The sequence below is a fragment of the Trichocoleus desertorum ATA4-8-CV12 genome, assembly GCA_019358975.1.
Lineage (GTDB): Bacteria > Cyanobacteriota > Cyanobacteriia > FACHB-46 > FACHB-46 > Trichocoleus > Trichocoleus desertorum_A.
Window position 1 is genome coordinate 1 of record JAHHIL010000077.1, and the last position, 15,756, is coordinate 15,756.

Below are 15,756 nucleotides of genomic sequence, written 5' to 3' on the forward strand. Positions count from 1 at the left end.
ACGGGAAAGATTAGCACCCAGAAGGTAATGAACTACATTAACGACCCGCATCACGGTTGAATAAATTCAACCCTTCGCTTATATCCCCCGGTTGAAACGCGGGGGCTTTACGCATCACACCCGTAACCTTCGACCGAGGAGTAATTTCTCAACTCCGCCTGCAATGCCTCCAAGCTCCCTAGCGTTGCCAGCACAATTTGTTGCCGACTCAGACGACGATATAGGTCTTTGAGAGAAGCACTTTCGACCAAATAGCCCAGCTCCATAATCCCAACCGAGGTACAAAGCTCGGCTAAGTCGCTGAGGACGTGTGACGAAATCAAAATTGTCATACCCGCTTCGCGCAAAACCTTAATGATTTCGCGAAACTGCATCCGGGCAATGGGGTCAAGACCCGATACAGGCTCATCTAGCAGTAGCAGAATCGGTTCATGAATGATGGTGCGGGCTAGGCTGAGCCGCTGTTTCATGCCACGAGATAAGGTCGCGATCGCGCTGTTTCTCTTGTGGCTGAGTTGCACCAGTTCCAAGACATCGCGTAAGCGTCGAGTCCGCCGGGGGTCTCGCAAACGGTAAAGCCGCGCAAAGTAGTCGAGGTAGTCCCAAACCGTTAAGTCATCGTAGAGCGGAAAGTCATCTGGCAAGTAGCCCAGCCGTTGCTTTAAGTTGGGGTTGCTATGGTCTCGCAACAGGCGATCGCCATTGATAAAAATTTCGCCTGTGGTGGGTTCTTCTGCTGCCGCCAACATACGAATCAGGGTAGTTTTTCCAGCTCCATTCGGCCCAATCAGGCCGTAAACTTCCCCCATTTCAACTTCTAAATCTAAATCGTGGACGGCAATGTGACGGTCAAACTGCTTAGTCAACCCACGAGTCCGAATCGCCAATTCTTTTGCCATAGATGTGCCATAGGTGCTAAGGAGCGATGCAAGTTACCCGCAAGGCTAGCCTTTTGCCTATGGCTTTGGCATCTGGTTTATAGAATTGAAACAACTGGCACAATTGGCTGCTGAGTAATGGGTTATTCAAGCAGCATTTCTACGCAGGGGGAATATAGATTGAGTGCCGACAGCAGGTCTATGAACGCGCAACCGCCGTTGTTTCCAGATTAGGCTGCTCAACCACGCCGTCTTTAAGGGCTTCACGGAACTCGCGCCAGTCTTGCGCTACTTGCTGACTATAATGTCGGGCGTAATCCATCACTGTGGCTGGCCAGGTTTGTTGTTGGGCAAAGTCAATCAGCTCATCGGCGATCGCCGAGCCTTGCCGCCCTCCACTCCGCAGTTGCCCCCAAGCCACAACCTCGCCCATAGTCACGACTACTTTTTCTAATCGCTTCAGCCTGCCGCGATTGGCCTCCAAATTGACTCGGTTTTCAAAGGGTTGGAGTTCCGTTAAAACAAAAGATTTATCACCCTGCGCCAGCGTCCTCAGGAGAGCGGGTGAGCTTGCTTGCACTCGTTGATGAACTGAGACAATCCGCTCCGCCTCATTTTGCCATTGAGGTTGCGGTGCCGTTAAATAAGGCTGCAAGGCAGAAGTCTGAGCTTGCTTGAGATCCAGTAGGTAATTGTCATCAGGTGAGCCATGACCGACAACGAGTAAGATATAGCGCTCTATGCCCAAACTGCCTGTACCTGCTGCTCGTTGGGCCACATCCAGCAGCTTAAAAAACTTGGGTTTAGCTTGCTGCACCCTGAATTTCTCGATTAAGGCAGTAATTTTCTTGCGCTCAGCGCTGGCAATTGGCAAGGCTCGTTTGCCATCTAAGCGAATGCGGCGGGTGCTGCCCTTTACTTCGGTGCGGCTGTTCAGAAAATCTTGGCGTTTACGCTGCCTTAACTGATTCAATAACTCTTGGACTAAACCAGTCGCCGTTCCCCGCTCTACCCAGCCTGCTTTACCAAACAGCAGCGCTTGCTTATAACTAGTTAAAAAACAATTAGCAAGAGCGATCGCCTCTGTTTCGCTGAGGCCCAAGGCATTGGCACCGACAAAAATGCTGGCGAGAAACCGCGCCAAGTCCCAAGTACAGGGAGCGAGCACTGCTTCATCAAAATCATTGAGATCAAAATAAGTTAAGCGGTTGTCCCCCTTAAACGTGCCAAAGTTTTCTAGGTGCAGATCGCCACAAATCCAAGTTAAAGGGGATTGATTGAGATCAGCAGCGATCGGCCAATCTTGATAAAACAAATGGCAAGTGCCCCGCAAAAAGGCAAACGGGTTTCGTTGCATCGTTTTATATTTGCGGTGCAGCAGTTGCGGATCGCGGCCTTGATTAAATTGCTGAATGCGCTCAACCAGGGGGGCACGGGTCATAGGCGATCGCTGTGAGGCATTACCGTACTCTACAGCCACATCCTAACGGCAAATCGGCAGAAAACATAAAACAAAAACAAAAAGTTCGGTTTTGCACAAAGGCCAATTGACTCCAAAAACTGCAACTAGAACTCTGCCATAAGTAAGGTTCCACATGGGTTCTACGCATGTTTGGATGCATGACTTATCCCCTACGAAAGAGGGTTAAGCCGAGAATCTTCGATACGTTGAAGTCGTCATATTTTCGCAACAAAAATCAGTTTTTTTAAAGGAGATTGAAGTGAGTTTATTTCAGCAAGTTCGCAGAGTTTTGATTGCTGTCGTCTTGGGGCTAGTGCTTACCTTAGCCAATGTGATGAGCGCCCAACCCAGCTGGGCCGCTTCTAGCCAAACCAACGAATTGGGTGAAGAGGTGACAGGATTTGTGCAAAGTCTACAGGGCAAAACTCAAGAAATGAAAGGCAATTTGACTGGCGATCGCGAAGACCAAATTCGCGGTAAGGTTCGGCAAGCTGAAGGTAACATCCGCTTGAGCCAACCCAATTCTGATGTGGCTGCTAAAACTCAAAAAGCAGAGCAAGATATTCGTGCCCGCCAAGCTCGTCCCGAATCAGCAGGCAACCTGCACAATGCGGTGCAGTAATCGTTCATTCTGTTCATTCTGAATTTGATCATTCTGAATTTGACCTTGTCCCGTAAGGACTAGTGCTGACCCTAGTTTTTACGGGTTTTCTGTTTTTGTGCAGTCTATGTACAGTCTATTGGTTGGTGCCTTGGCCAGGTATGATAAATACCCTGTGAGTACTTCCACCGTTCCCTTTGAGTTGACTTATGGCACAGCAGTACCGAATTACCCTTCTACCTGGCGATGGCATCGGCCCTGAAATCATGGCAGTGTCGGTAGACGTGCTGAAAGTTGTAGGTCAGCAGCTCAATCTAGAATTTGATTTTCAATCCGCTTTGATTGGCGGAGCTGCGATCGATGCCACAGGCGCACCCCTGCCGCCAGAAACCCTTGAAACTTGTCGCAATAGCGATGCCGTCCTACTCGCTGCAATTGGGGGTTACAAGTGGGATACGTTACCTCGAAACTTGCGGCCCGAAACTGGATTACTCGAACTACGAGCAGGTCTAGAACTGTTTGCCAACTTGCGTCCTGCCAAGATTTTGCCCCAGTTAATTGATGCTTCTAGCCTCAAGCGCGAAGTCGTGGAAGGCATTGACATCATGGTGGTACGAGAACTGACGGGTGGGGTTTATTTTGGTCAGCCCAAAGGTATTTTTGCTACAGAATCTGGCGAGAAGCGTGGCGTCAATACAATGGCTTACACCGAGTCAGAAATCGATCGCATCGCCAAGGTAGCGTTTGAAACCGCCCAGAAGCGGGGCAAAAAACTATGCTCTGTCGATAAAGCCAATGTGCTCGATGTTTCGCAGTTGTGGCGCGATCGCGTGACCCAGTTGGCGACTGAGTATGCAGATGTAGAACTTTCGCACATGTACGTGGATAACGCGGCGATGCAGTTAGTTCGCTGGCCCAAACAGTTCGACACCATCGTTACTAGTAACTTGTTTGGCGATATTCTTTCCGACGCTGCTGCCATGTTGACAGGTAGCATCGGCATGTTGCCCTCTGCCAGTTTGGGCGCTTCTGGGCCTGGGGTGTATGAACCAGTCCACGGCTCCGCGCCCGACATTGCAGGACAAGACAAAGCCAACCCGATCGCTCAAGTTTTGAGTGCAGCTATGATGCTACGCTACGGATTGAATCAACCTGTAGCAGCCGATCGCATTGAACAAGCTGTAATGCAGGTGCTCGACCAAGACTACCGCACCGGAGACATTATGTCTGAAGGCAAAACTCTAGTAGGCTGCCGGAAGATGGGGGAGGTTTTGATCCAAGCACTTGAAAGGGCTGAGTAGGGGTTAAGAGGTAGCGGTTAGAGGATAGTGATGAGCTAATTTTGCTCTAACCCTTGCTGTAATCACCTAGATCGACTAAAGTCGAGCGTAAAAATTAGGGATAGGTTTGTGGTGTACGTTTCCCAACAACGACCCGAAAATAGGATAGAAGATGTGGAATTTCCCGTCTTTTTAGACCCGGCAGTAGTCAGAGCCGCGCGGCAGATTTATCGTACTTATTATGAAGTTCATCCTGAGCTGACTCAACCTCCTTTAGGCGTCGCGATCGATCGCTACACTCATCGGGGCAAACTAATTTTCTCTGGCAGGCCCGTTTTACTTCCCCAAGAGTGTTTCGTGCCCTTCAATCAAATTGAGTCAGAACTTTATTAGCGCTGAATGAGTGCTGGTAGTTTGGAGTCACTAGAGCATCTGAGTGCTCTAATGTCAGTAACCTGACCATAACCCGTTCGGCCATTACTGCCAAACTAAATCCTTGGTTATGGACACTCTGTTTACAGTTCTCACCGCTCTGATTGCCTTTGCCCTCGGTGCCTCTATCGGCAGCTTTCTAAATGTTGTCGTCTATCGCTTACCCGCAGGCTTATCCGTTCTTTGGCCGCCTTCACGCTGTCCTCAGTGCTCACACCGTCTAGGTAAGCAAGATAATGTTCCGGTTTTAGGCTGGCTGTGGCTACGCGGACGTTGCCGTTACTGCGAAAGCCCTATCTCTCCCCGGTACCCCTTGGTAGAAGCCGCAACGGGTGCCCTTTTTGTGCTGGTTTTTCTAATTTTTGGTTTTTCCGTCCAAACTTTGGGCTACTGGACCTTTGTCAGTTGGCTGCTAGCCCTATCCCTGATTGACTTGGATACCATGACCCTGCCAGAACCGCTCACTCGATCCGGTTTGTTGGTGGGGTTAGGTTTCCAAGTTGCGGTTGGCTCGGTTCTGAGCTTTAGCGTGGCTCCAGTCGTGAACCAACTGATGGTAGGGGTAATCGGTGCAGTTCTGGGGCTGTGGCTACTCAACCTCATTACTCTAGCTGGGTCGATCGCGCTGGGCCAAGAAGCGATGGGAGCGGGCGATGCCAAACTAGCTGCCATGATGGGCGCTTGGCTTGGTTGGAAATATTTTTTGCTGGCGGGATTTTTGGCTTGTGCAGTGGGTGCTTTTGTGGGGGGTGGAGCGATGGCTTTTGGCTGGTTGGGACGGCGTCAACAAATGCCTTTTGGCCCTTTTCTAGCGTTGGGGGCTTTGATTGCAGCATTATGGGGTGAAGCCATTATCTCAGGCTATTTGCAGCTATTTTTTCCCTCGCTCTAAGCCACAACGCCGATGGGAACTAGCGATCGCACCTTTAGCTCAATCTGTCAGGATCCGATCGAATCCAGACGCCTCAGCCTGCCAAGCGCAGTTCTAAGCTCTACACTTTCTTGCTCTTTTGATAAAAATTCCCACATTTTTGATACAATCCCTCCGTGTCATGGATCACATTACGGACAACGAGTACCCGTTGGGAAGCAGAAATTATGCAGCAGGTTCTAGCTGCTCATCAAATTCCAGCTCGGGTGCTTGATTTAGGTGTTGCGCCTTATCTAGGGCTAGGAAGTCCTGCTGCTTTACAAGTGCGTGTCGAAGACCAATGGACAGCCTTACTCCTCATTAGTCCCCTGGAGGAAGAGCAAACAGAGGGATAACAAAAGCGGGTGAACAAAATTCACATAAACTCGTTAGCAACTCACTAACAAACTTTTCGGTCTACAGTAATTGCTGTGGCAGAAATCTTGCCGTGGTATCAAAGCTGTTTTGATCAAGGCTGGCTAGGCCATTAAGGCCGAAATTCAGGATTTTGCCTGCTTGAGGCTGATTGGAATAGAAATAACAAAATAAAAGGAATCAATCACTTTCATGTCTCTATTTGATTGGTTTGCGAATCGACGAAAAGCAGAGCCGACCAGCAAGGAACGGCAAGAACGAGAAATTGCCGATGGGCTTTGGACTAAGTGTGAGTCGTGCGGTGCTCTGACTTACACCAAAGACCTGCGGGCAAATCAGATGGTTTGCTTAGAGTGCAATCACCACATTCGAGTCTTCAGTGACGAGCGCATCGGCCAACTCATTGATGCCAACACTTGGCTACCCCTAGACACGGCAATTCGTCCGATTGACCCCCTGAAGTTTCGCGATCGCAAGGGCTACGGCGATCGCCTTCGGGAAATGCAAGATAAAACGAGCCTACCAGACGGCGTGCAGACTGGGCTGGGACAACTGGAAGGCTTACCCGTCGCGCTGGGAGTTATGGACTTCCGGTTTATGGGTGGCAGCATGGGTTCAGTCGTGGGCGAGAAATTTACCCGCCTGATTGAACGAGCCACGCGGGAGCGGTTGCCAGTCATGCTCGTGTGCGCCTCTGGCGGAGCCCGGATGCAAGAAGGCATGCTCAGCTTGATGCAGATGGCTAAAATCTCTGGTGCCTTAGAACGGCATCGAGAAGCGCGGCTACTCTATATCCCGATCTTGACTCATCCCACGACCGGCGGCGTCACTGCTAGCTTTGCCATGCTCGGCGACATCATTTTGGCAGAACCGAAAGCCACTATTGGTTTTGCGGGCAGACGGGTGGTTGAGCAAACGCTGCGAGAGAAACTCCCCGATAATTTCCAAACCGCTGAATATTTGCTGGAACATGGCTTTGTAGACGCGATCGTGCCCCGAACCCAGCTCAAGAAAACCCTGGCGCAACTGATTCGGCTACACCAACCTGCCCCGGCTGCTTCACACTTTGTGCATTTACCCGAAGCTGTTTCCCTCAGTTCTGCAAATCCCTTGTGAAACTCAGCGGGCAGTTCTCTTGGGAAAGGGACCCCTCAGTGGCATGATATTGATATTAGAAAGGCTCAATCCTGACCTTTGCAGGACACTTCCAGGGCTAGTTTTGGGCCTTGACATGAGGGTGGGCTCCTAAAAATAAGGAGCAATGGGTTGAGCCAACCTGTGTTGAGGATTGAATATCTGCTAACTGAGCCACATTAAGGAGAACCATGCTTAAAAGATACATTTGGCTTGCTGTGGCCACTGTATTTTTCGCCTTCCAAACCTTTATCGGCAGTGCTAATGCAGCTGAACTAGATGCAGCTATCCGCACTGTCCCAAGTAGCGAAGGTCAAAATGTTGTTTTGAGCTTAAAGGAAGTTCAAGAAGGGAAACGCTTATTTAACTACGCTTGTGGACAATGTCATGTAGGCGGCGGCACCAAGACTGACCCTAACGTGGGTCTTGATCCGGAGGCTCTGGCTCTAGCAACTCCACCTCGTACCAATATCGAGGCACTGGTGGATTACATGCACAATCCCACCACCTACGACGGGGCTGAATCTATTGCTGAGCTGCATCCTAGCACTCAAAGCACTGATATCTTCCCCAAGATGAGAAACCTGACCGAGGATGACCTCGTGGCGATCGCGGGTCATATTCTCCTACAACCCAAGATCGTTGGCCAAAAATGGGGCGGTGGCAAAATTTACTATTAAAGCCCGTCACGTCTAGGAGACAGTCGTTGGCAGAAACGCAGACCTTCCCCTTGAGCCCAACTTATCCCTAACGGTGGTGACCTCAAGAGTTTCTGCCATCTGCTGAATCGCTGACTTACTCGCTACTAGGTTGTCGCTGTCATGCTAGGTTCACGCTTTTCAGTTCGCCCTTTACTCGCAATTTTGATGGTTTGGCTAGGCATTATTTTGTTGGCTAGCCCCGCTCAAGCCGCTGGAGATCCTTACGTCTCCCAGTATTTGCGAGTCACTGAGCCTGTCGCGGTAGATCTAGATGGGAGTCAAACTCGTTTGTTTGCACCGGACGACTTTGGGGTGGGTAAACGTTTATTTGAAAACAACTGTAAGAACTGTCATTTGGGCGGCACTACCCTACCCAATCCGCCGGTGTCCTTGTCGCTGGCTGCTTTGCAGGGAGCAGTTCCCCAGCGAGACAACATCAATAATTTGGTTGATTATTTGCGCCAACCAATGACCTATGATGGCACCGAGGAAAACTACGTCTGTCGCCAGGTGTCAGAGAGCTGGCTACCTCAGGAGCAGGTGGAAAAACTTGCTGCTTTTATTCTCAGAGCGGCTCAAAAAGCACCTGGTTGGGGTACCAGTGACTTCTGAGCTAAAATGCAAACGCTTTGCGAATTTGCCAGCAGTTATACCAGATGTCTGTCCTCACTAAAAAACGCCCTGTAGAAGCGTAGAATAGTCTAAGCAAGGCGTTCTTGTTGTTTGCTGTGTATTGATTGAGTAGAGGAGAACTGTGTTGAGAAAGCTATTGTCTATCGTCTTGGTGGCGATCGCAATGTTCGCTGTTGGTTTCGGTCGTCCTGCCCTCGCAGGTGATGCAGCGAATGGTGCCAAAGTGTTCAGTGCTAACTGTGCTGCCTGCCATATGGGCGGTAACAACGTCATTATGGCTAACAAGACCCTGAAGAAGGACGCTTTGGCCCAATTTGGCATGAACTCTGTTGAAGCCATCACCAACCAAGTGAAGAATGGTAAGAATGCCATGCCCGCTTTCGGTGGCCGCCTCAGTGATTCACAAATTGATGATGTGGCAACCTACGTTCTAGAACAATCTGAAAAGGGTTGGTAAGCTTCTAGCGAACTGACAAACTCAACTTACAAAGCTATTTTCCATAGATTGAGTTATTTAGTTTTTTCAAGAACCCCTCCGTTTGATGAGGGGTTTTTTAGTGCGTAGATTGTAAAGAAATCTGTCTAGAGGTGAACGACATTTTTGGTTCAATCAGTTATCCTCCAGCTAGTAAACGCTTAGGAAAAACGCCTGTGGTTCCACTTCGTGATGACAACCCGACGATAATCACGCCCTACGTTACCTACGCCCTTATTGTTGCGAATATTTTAGTTTTTCTATTTGAGTTAAGTTTAGCTCCAGGCCAGTTAGAGAGGTTCTTTTATACTTGGGCTGTCGTTCCTAGGGAATTAACTGCAAGCTTTTCGGGCCAATCTGTTAGTGCTGGACCAGCGGAATGGCTGACTTTGTTTAGTTCGCAGTTCCTGCATGGTGGATTCCTTCATATTGCAGGCAACATGCTGTTTCTCTGGATTTTTGGCAACAACGTCGAAGATCGCCTAGGCCATATTAAATATTTAATTTTTTATCTGGCTTGCGGAGCTTTGGCAGCTTTAACTCAGTGGTTTTTCTCACCTAATTCTGCTGTTCCTTCGCTGGGGGCAAGTGGTGCGATCGCCGGGGTGATGGGAGCCTATATTTTGAAGTATCCTAAAGCCTCAGTTTTGACCCTACTGCCTCTGGGCTTCTTTATTACTACCGTCCGCATCCCAGCTTTCTTCTTCTTAGGTTGGTGGTTTGTCCAGCAAGCCTTTTATGGAGCGGCCAGCCTCAATGCCCCAACCAACATTGGCATGCAAGGAGGCGGCGTCGCTTACTGGGCCCATGCGGGTGGTTTTGTCTTCGGAGCCGTTTTAGGGCCTTTACTCGGACTTTTTTCCTCCGATCCAGAAGCCAAAGCTCTATAAAGCGTTCTCTCCCAAACAGGTTGTCTAACCGCTGAAATTTTGTAGAGATACAACTTCAGCGGTTTTTTTATGGTTCTCTTTGGTAGCGCGGATTTTAGATGGCTTAATCTACGGGCTGTAGGAGCCAAAAGCCACTGTAGGTCATGCCCGAATCATCGGGTTGGACGAGCAAGAAGTGTAGACCTTGAGACGCTTGTTTCCGTTGCTCGTAAGCTTGAGCGGCAGTTTTTACCTCTGGGTCTTCAAAGGTGGCTAGTACCCAGCGATCGGCTAAACCAGCTTCTAAAATCAAGCCGTCTGGACTGCCAGCCATGTAGTTTAAGGCAACTGGACGAACTTGCTGCAACCATTGAGCCAACTTCATGGAGCGACGACCCGCATCGATAATCACCCCAGGCACAGGCAAATCAGAAGCCAGCCCCAAATTTAGAGGGAGTAAGATTTCGGGCATTTCCAAAATTGGGATAGGCCGATCTTGAAAAGCTTCTACCAGTTGCCCTGCGGCGATCGCAGCAAACCGCCACTGTTCTCCTTGAATGTTCTCGGCGATGGGGGTCGGGGGTGGCTTGTCTAGCTCTAGGGGTGAATAAGGCTGTTGACCATAGTTACTGGGCTGAGAATACTGCTGGGCTTTCTCTCGTAATAACTGCTTCAAGGCAAAGGTTCGGCGAGTCGGCTCCACCGCTATTCCTAGCTCTTTCCCTGCCAGTTCCAGTAGACCTAGGGCTTGGGGCCGAAAAACTTGCAAGCGTTCTGGCGAGGGCTGCGACTCCGCTGCTTTTTGTAGTTGTGCCACGACCCAAGCGGCATTGGCATCTGGTTGAGGACACAGGGCACTAAATTCCCAATTTCGGGTGCGATCGCAAAGCAACAACTCCCACAGGGGGTGCCCCTGCTCATCCTGCAAAGGACGACGATAAAAATCAGCTTCCCAAATCGGCATACTGTGTCTAACGTTTCAGTGTGTTAAAAAACAAACAAGTTGTCGAGAAACCAGCTTGAATATAATCGTTACTCCAGGCTATCAGTTGGTTTTGTATCCTGCTCAGGATTAAGGTCGTGAAAACAACTTTCAAGTATTCAACCTGAACTAAGGATTAAGTAATCGAAATGTTGGAGGAATTACTGAACATTCAAGAAACATGGGAATTTGAAGCGTATGGTTTACTCTCCCTATTTTCAGCTTGCCGAAGAGGAGAAGATTTAGAATTAGTGCTTCAGCTTTACCCAGGAGTAGAGGAGGATGAACAACCTCAGCTTTGGAAGCTAATTTGCTATGAAGAGCGAGAGAACCATCTCATTTTGGGGGGCGATTGCTACTTAGAGTTGCTCAATGAGCATGCTCTACTTTGGGCTTATACACAACCTGTTACTTCACTAACATTCAGAAGTATTGCTGGAACAGTGGATGCTTGGGATGTAACCGGAAGGCTGTACTCAAAACACAGAGAGCTAGTAGCCGAATGGATTTCGTTTGAACAATATTTCAATGGAAATATATCACTAGCAGCTCTTCTAACCAGTGGACATGGCTTATTAGCAGAGGGACCAGAGCAATTGATCAAAGGCTACCAGCAGGTCATGAATGAATCTGGCTTTCAAACTTCCACCCTTTCTCGACCTTCAAAGCGATGGCATAAATCACGAGGATGGATTGAAGAGTCAAATGATTACGTGTTGGTGAAATTAAATAGGTCTTATGTTGTTACATCCAGGGTCAGTGTGGACAAAACAACCTCAACCAATTCATAACGTGCGGTAGTCTGGCATGATCGAACTTTAAAGTAGGCACAAAAAACTGCCGCAGACATATTATCGACGGCAGCTTTTGATAGTCAAATGAACAGGTTAGCTCAACTGTTTGTACTTAGCGGCTATAGCACTTATGCCAGAGCACTCGCCAGAATGGGTTCAGCGTTGACTATTGCACCAGGAGCATACATTTGTCTCACATAGTCAGCCACCATGCGATCGGTGTTGAAGGCAGGAGAGTTAGTTTTGATAGATGCCTTCATTTTTTGAATCCAACCGTTGGGAATGCCATTGGCATCTTGGTCGTAGTAGAGGGGAACAATTTCCTCAGTCAAGAGCCGATACAACGATTCAGAATCGATGCGGTCTTGCAGTTCTTGGTCACTGGTATTGGCATCTTCGCCGATCGCCCAACCATTCAAACCTTTGCCATCGGGGCCAGCTTGGTAGCCTTCGCACCACCAACCATCTAGCACACTACAGTTAAGGCCACCATTAAAGCAGACCTTTTGGCCGCTGGTTCCTGAAGCTTCTAAGGGACGACGCGGGTTGTTTAGCCACACATCTACACCTTGAATCAGCTTTTGAGCGGTGTAAATGTCGTAGTCTTCAATAAACGCAACGCGATCGCGAATAGCAGAATGGCGGCACCACTCCATCAAGCGCTGAATAATCCGTTTGCCTTCCTCATCCGCAGGGTGAGCTTTACCCGCAAAGATAATTTGCACTGGGCGATCGGAGCTACCAAAGATTTGCAAAGCTAACTCGGCATTGCGGAGGAGCAAAGCACCCCGCTTGTATGGGCTAAAGCGACGAGCAAAGCCGATGGTGAGAATTTTGGGATCGAGCAGATGGTCGGCAGCATGGATGTGATCTCCATCTTCCCCACGTCCCTGCCGCGATGCCTTCACCTTGAAGCGAGTATGAGCCACTAGGCGCTCTTTGAGGATTTGGTGGCGCGACCATAGTTCCTCGTTAGGAATTTGGTCTACCCCTGCCCACATTTCGGGATCAACCACACGTGCAGACCAGTTCTCGCCGAGATATTGCGTATACAAATCGCTAAGCAAAGGAGCGGTCCAAGTGCGGGCATGCACGCCATTAGTAATATGGCTAATCGGCACTTTATCTTCTGGACGGTCTGGATACAAAATGCTCCACATCTTGCGGGACACTTGACCATGCAGGGCACTAACGCCATTAGCACCACGACACAAGCGCAAGGCCAAGACAGTCATGCCAAACGGCTCCCAAGGATCGCCTAAGCGACGGGCACCCAGGGAAATAAACTGCTCACGGGACAACCCTAACTCTGGCCAGAACTGGGCAAAGTAGGAGTCCATCAGATCGGCAGAGAAAACGTCGTGACCTGCGGGTACGGGCGTATGCGTGGTGAACACACAGCGATCGCGCACTGAGGCTTCAATGTCGTAGAAAGATTTGCCCGTCTTCTGCACTTCCAGACGGGTCAACTCGAGGAGGCAAAAGGCTGCGTGGCCTTCGTTCAGGTGATAAACCGTAGGCTCGACGCCTAAAGCCTGCAAAGCTCTGACACCACCGATCCCCAGCACCACTTCTTGAGCAATTCGGGTTTCCTGGTTGCCGCCGTAAAGATGTCCCGTCAACCAGCGATCGATGGGATCATTATCTTCTCGGTCTGTGTCCAGCAGGTAGAGCCTAACTCGCCCCACTTGCACCAGCCAGATTTGGACCTTGACCATGCGTTGGCGAATTTGCAACTCAATGGTGATGGGTTCTCCCTCAGCATTAGTCACAAGTTCGAGCGGCATCTGCTCAAAAGGATTGTCTGTGTAGTAATCCTCTTGCCAGCCACTGCGGTTCAGGCGTTGGTGAAAATAACCCTGACGGTAGAGCAACCCAACCCCCACCATCGGCACGCCTAGGTCAGAGGCAGATTTGAGGTGATCTCCCGCCAAAATACCTAGACCGCCCGAATAGACCGGAAGCGATTCGTGAATGCCAAACTCAGCGCAGAAGTAAGCAACCGGATGCTCTTGCGACAACTGGGGTGCGACTCGGTTGGCCCAAGTGTCTTTTTCTTGCATGTAACGGTCAAATTGCGTGGCTAGACCTTGCAAGCGCTTCAGGTACAGGGGGTCTTCTGCCAACTGAGTTAGGCGTTCGTAGGAAGCAGATTCTAGGAGGGCTACCGGATTATGCCCGGAGCGCTGCCACTCGTCAGGATTAATATTTTGGAACAAAGAGACATGGCCATTGGCCCAGCTCCACCAGTAGTTATAAGCCAAATCTGCCAGTCGTTTCAGTGGAAGGGGCAACTTCGCACTCAGCTTAGCAGCAGGCTTCATAGCAGCAGTATTGGTCATAGGATTTAAGGCTCTCGCTCTTCACTAAAATCTCGGCTCAGACTGATCCAACGGCATCACTCCGGATTGGGTCTGAATCAGGGGTCCAACGTGCTTAGCAATATTCGATTGACGACTGGACAAATACGAAATCTTCGAATCAGCTCTGTACAAGCAACGTAAACGCAACGGGACTGGGTTCTAGCTTGACAGGTGTTGAGAAACTTAGGGGTAATTTTTCATACTCTCTAAAGCTTCGTCATTAAAGTTGTAGATAAAGCTAAAGAAGTTTGTTGACTCATTAAGTTTTGCAAGCCACGTTATTGGTTGATGACTTATGAGGCGATCAGGCTAGCCAAGGGGTCGATATTGCGGACGGCAGCGCGATCGCAGTTGATAGAGCAGTTGGTTCAGCACACGCGATCGCGGCCCCTTAACGGTTAGCATTGATTAGCATGCTCAAGCGACCCTTGCCACCTCGTTCTTCTATGAACCCCGTCCTGACGCAATTCGGCACTCAAATGTCTCACCTCACCGGGGTGCGGGCAATCATGAAAGACATCATTGAAACGCTACGAGCCGGAAAGGGTCGGGAGTTTATTAATCTGAGTGCTGGAAACCCAGTTATTTTGCCAGCAGTCGAACAACTGTGGCGAGATTGCACCACAGAATTGCTAGCCAGTGCTGAGTATGGAGAAGTGGTCTGTCGGTACGGTTCGAGCCAAGGCTATCAGCCGTTGATTGAAGCGATCCAGCGTGATTTTAATCAGCGTTATGGACTTAACCTCAGCGATCGCAATATTTTAATTACACCTGGAAGCCAAGCCCTCTATTTCTATGCGGCTAATGCTTTGGGCGGCTACACCACAAGTGGCGACCTGAAGCAAATTGTGTTGCCCCTCAGCCCTGACTACACAGGCTATGGCGGTGTCACCTTGATCCCGGAAGCTTTGGTCGCTTACAAACCTGCACTGGATATAGATGAGCAGGCGCACCGCTTCAAGTATCGCCCCGATTTCAGCCAACTTGAAATTAATGAAACCACTGGGTTTGTGTTGTTTTCACGACCTTGCAACCCCACCGGGAACGTTTTAACTGACGAAGAGGTGCAAAAAATTGCCGCACTGGCAACGCCTCACAACGTCCCCGTCTTGATCGACTCAGCCTATGCGCCTCCCTTTCCTGCCTTAAACTTTACTGAGATGATGCCTGTCTTCGGGGACAATATCGTTCACTGCATGAGCTTGTCTAAAGCAGGATTGCCAGGAGAACGGGTGGGAATTGCGATCGGCGATGAGAAAGTGATTCAAGTTTTAGAGTCTTTTCAGACAAACTTGTGTATTCACTCGTCTCGTTATGGCCAAGCGATCGCGGCGCAGGCAATTGCCTCTGGAGCACTCGCTGAAATTTCCACTCAAGTCATTCGTCCTTATTACCAAGACAAGTTTACGGTCGTCGAAACCAGCCTCGATCAAGCCATGCCCCAAGACATTCCTTGGTTTCTTCATCGGGGTGAAGGCGCTATTTTTGCTTGGCTGTGGTTACAAAACTTACCCATCACCGACTGGGAGTTCTATCAACAACTCAAGCAGGTAGGTGTGATTGTCGTACCGGGTAGCTCGTTCTTTCCGGGGTTAAGCGAAGATTGGCCTCACAAACAGCAGTGCGTTCGGATTAGCCTCACCGCGAGCAACGAAGAAATTGCGATCGGCATGCAGCGCTTAGCCAAAGTGGTCACAAAAGTTTATCAATCAACAGCCGCAAGTGAGGGGGTTTCTTGAGTCGTAAGCTTACCCCGGACTAAAGTCGCGGCTGTGATTCGTTGGTCTGAAACCCAAGACTTATAAAGGTTTGAGGGTATGACCGCCTGGTTCAACAGAACCTTGACAACTTGATAACCATGAGGGTG

Annotated in this window: 16 protein-coding genes; 12 read left to right on the plus strand and 4 right to left on the minus strand. The window is 49.6% G+C overall.

Annotated elements, in window-relative coordinates:
- Nucleotides 1-107 precede the first annotated feature (107 nt).
- Together KME12_26550 and KME12_26555 are read right to left on the minus strand one after the other, a co-directional pair.
- On the minus strand, nucleotides 108-899 hold the full coding sequence (locus KME12_26550; GenBank protein MBW4491325.1) for an ABC transporter ATP-binding protein: 792 nt from the start codon (nucleotides 897-899) through the stop codon (nucleotides 108-110).
- A gap of 178 nt (nucleotides 900-1,077) precedes the next feature.
- Nucleotides 1,078-2,319, minus strand: a complete 1,242-nt coding sequence (locus KME12_26555; protein MBW4491326.1) for a DUF2252 domain-containing protein — start codon at nucleotides 2,317-2,319, stop codon at nucleotides 1,078-1,080.
- Nucleotides 2,320-2,599: 280 nt separating this feature from the next.
- Here KME12_26555 and KME12_26560 point away from each other — a divergent pair, with 280 nt between their 5' ends.
- The 10 genes from KME12_26560 (at nucleotide 2,600) to KME12_26605 (ending at nucleotide 9,771) form a co-directional block, all read left to right on the plus strand.
- Nucleotides 2,600-2,962: a hypothetical protein gene (locus tag KME12_26560; protein MBW4491327.1), complete on the plus strand. Its 363-nt coding sequence runs from the start codon at nucleotides 2,600-2,602 to the stop codon at nucleotides 2,960-2,962.
- A gap of 188 nt (nucleotides 2,963-3,150) precedes the next feature.
- Nucleotides 3,151-4,242: a 3-isopropylmalate dehydrogenase gene (gene leuB / locus KME12_26565; protein MBW4491328.1), complete on the plus strand. Its 1,092-nt coding sequence runs from the start codon at nucleotides 3,151-3,153 to the stop codon at nucleotides 4,240-4,242.
- Nucleotides 4,243-4,386: 144 nt separating this feature from the next.
- Entirely contained in the window at nucleotides 4,387-4,614 is a 228-nt protein-coding gene (locus KME12_26570) for a hypothetical protein (protein MBW4491329.1), read from the plus strand.
- Between the two features lie 109 nt (nucleotides 4,615-4,723).
- Complete coding sequence (locus KME12_26575; protein MBW4491330.1) at nucleotides 4,724-5,545, plus strand: prepilin peptidase; 822 nt, start codon at nucleotides 4,724-4,726, stop codon at nucleotides 5,543-5,545.
- A 155-nt stretch (nucleotides 5,546-5,700) separates the two neighbouring features.
- On the plus strand, nucleotides 5,701-5,919 hold the full coding sequence (locus KME12_26580) for a DUF2007 domain-containing protein (GenBank protein ID MBW4491331.1): 219 nt from the start codon (nucleotides 5,701-5,703) through the stop codon (nucleotides 5,917-5,919).
- Between the two features lie 211 nt (nucleotides 5,920-6,130).
- Nucleotides 6,131-7,054, plus strand: coding sequence for an acetyl-CoA carboxylase, carboxyltransferase subunit beta (gene accD / locus KME12_26585; protein MBW4491332.1), 924 nt, complete (start codon nucleotides 6,131-6,133; stop codon nucleotides 7,052-7,054).
- Between the two features lie 209 nt (nucleotides 7,055-7,263).
- The gene (gene psbV / locus KME12_26590; GenBank protein MBW4491333.1) at nucleotides 7,264-7,752 is read left to right on the plus strand and encodes a cytochrome c-550; all 489 of its coding nucleotides are present in this window, start codon (nucleotides 7,264-7,266) and stop codon (nucleotides 7,750-7,752) included.
- Nucleotides 7,753-7,893: 141 nt separating this feature from the next.
- Nucleotides 7,894-8,385: a photosystem II cytochrome PsbV2 gene (psbV2, locus tag KME12_26595; protein ID MBW4491334.1), complete on the plus strand. Its 492-nt coding sequence runs from the start codon at nucleotides 7,894-7,896 to the stop codon at nucleotides 8,383-8,385.
- Nucleotides 8,386-8,530: 145 nt separating this feature from the next.
- Nucleotides 8,531-8,863: a c-type cytochrome gene (locus tag KME12_26600; protein ID MBW4491335.1), complete on the plus strand. Its 333-nt coding sequence runs from the start codon at nucleotides 8,531-8,533 to the stop codon at nucleotides 8,861-8,863.
- A gap of 194 nt (nucleotides 8,864-9,057) precedes the next feature.
- Nucleotides 9,058-9,771, plus strand: coding sequence for a rhomboid family intramembrane serine protease (locus KME12_26605; GenBank protein MBW4491336.1), 714 nt, complete (start codon nucleotides 9,058-9,060; stop codon nucleotides 9,769-9,771).
- Between the two features lie 103 nt (nucleotides 9,772-9,874).
- Here KME12_26605 and KME12_26610 read toward each other — a convergent pair whose 3' ends face one another.
- On the minus strand, nucleotides 9,875-10,714 hold the full coding sequence (locus KME12_26610) for a Tab2/Atab2 family RNA-binding protein (GenBank protein MBW4491337.1): 840 nt from the start codon (nucleotides 10,712-10,714) through the stop codon (nucleotides 9,875-9,877).
- A 167-nt stretch (nucleotides 10,715-10,881) separates the two neighbouring features.
- On the opposite strand from KME12_26610, the gene KME12_26615 reads away from it, so the two are divergent.
- Nucleotides 10,882-11,523: a hypothetical protein gene (locus tag KME12_26615; GenBank protein MBW4491338.1), complete on the plus strand. Its 642-nt coding sequence runs from the start codon at nucleotides 10,882-10,884 to the stop codon at nucleotides 11,521-11,523.
- Nucleotides 11,524-11,654: 131 nt separating this feature from the next.
- Here the strand turns inward: KME12_26615 and glgP are convergent, their stop codons facing one another.
- Nucleotides 11,655-13,868, minus strand: a complete 2,214-nt coding sequence (glgP, locus tag KME12_26620; protein ID MBW4491339.1) for an alpha-glucan family phosphorylase — start codon at nucleotides 13,866-13,868, stop codon at nucleotides 11,655-11,657.
- A 467-nt stretch (nucleotides 13,869-14,335) separates the two neighbouring features.
- Between glgP and KME12_26625 the strand changes: the two genes are divergently transcribed.
- On the plus strand, nucleotides 14,336-15,628 hold the full coding sequence (locus KME12_26625; GenBank protein MBW4491340.1) for a valine--pyruvate transaminase: 1,293 nt from the start codon (nucleotides 14,336-14,338) through the stop codon (nucleotides 15,626-15,628).
- Nucleotides 15,629-15,756 lie beyond the last annotated feature (128 nt).

Coding starts and splice junctions, on each gene's coding strand:
- KME12_26625 (MBW4491340.1), top strand. CDS start 14,336: ATGAACCCCGTCCTGACGCAATTCGGCACTCAAATGTCTCACCTCACC.
- glgP (MBW4491339.1), bottom strand. CDS start 13,868: ATGACCAATACTGCTGCTATGAAGCCTGCTGCTAAGCTGAGTGCGAAG.
- KME12_26610 (MBW4491337.1), bottom strand. CDS start 10,714: ATGCCGATTTGGGAAGCTGATTTTTATCGTCGTCCTTTGCAGGATGAG.
- accD (MBW4491332.1), top strand. CDS start 6,131: ATGTCTCTATTTGATTGGTTTGCGAATCGACGAAAAGCAGAGCCGACC.
- KME12_26575 (MBW4491330.1), top strand. CDS start 4,724: ATGGACACTCTGTTTACAGTTCTCACCGCTCTGATTGCCTTTGCCCTC.
- psbV (MBW4491333.1), top strand. CDS start 7,264: ATGCTTAAAAGATACATTTGGCTTGCTGTGGCCACTGTATTTTTCGCC.
- psbV2 (MBW4491334.1), top strand. CDS start 7,894: ATGCTAGGTTCACGCTTTTCAGTTCGCCCTTTACTCGCAATTTTGATG.
- KME12_26615 (MBW4491338.1), top strand. CDS start 10,882: ATGTTGGAGGAATTACTGAACATTCAAGAAACATGGGAATTTGAAGCG.
- leuB (MBW4491328.1), top strand. CDS start 3,151: ATGGCACAGCAGTACCGAATTACCCTTCTACCTGGCGATGGCATCGGC.
- KME12_26550 (MBW4491325.1), bottom strand. CDS start 899: ATGGCAAAAGAATTGGCGATTCGGACTCGTGGGTTGACTAAGCAGTTT.
- KME12_26555 (MBW4491326.1), bottom strand. CDS start 2,319: ATGACCCGTGCCCCCCTGGTTGAGCGCATTCAGCAATTTAATCAAGGC.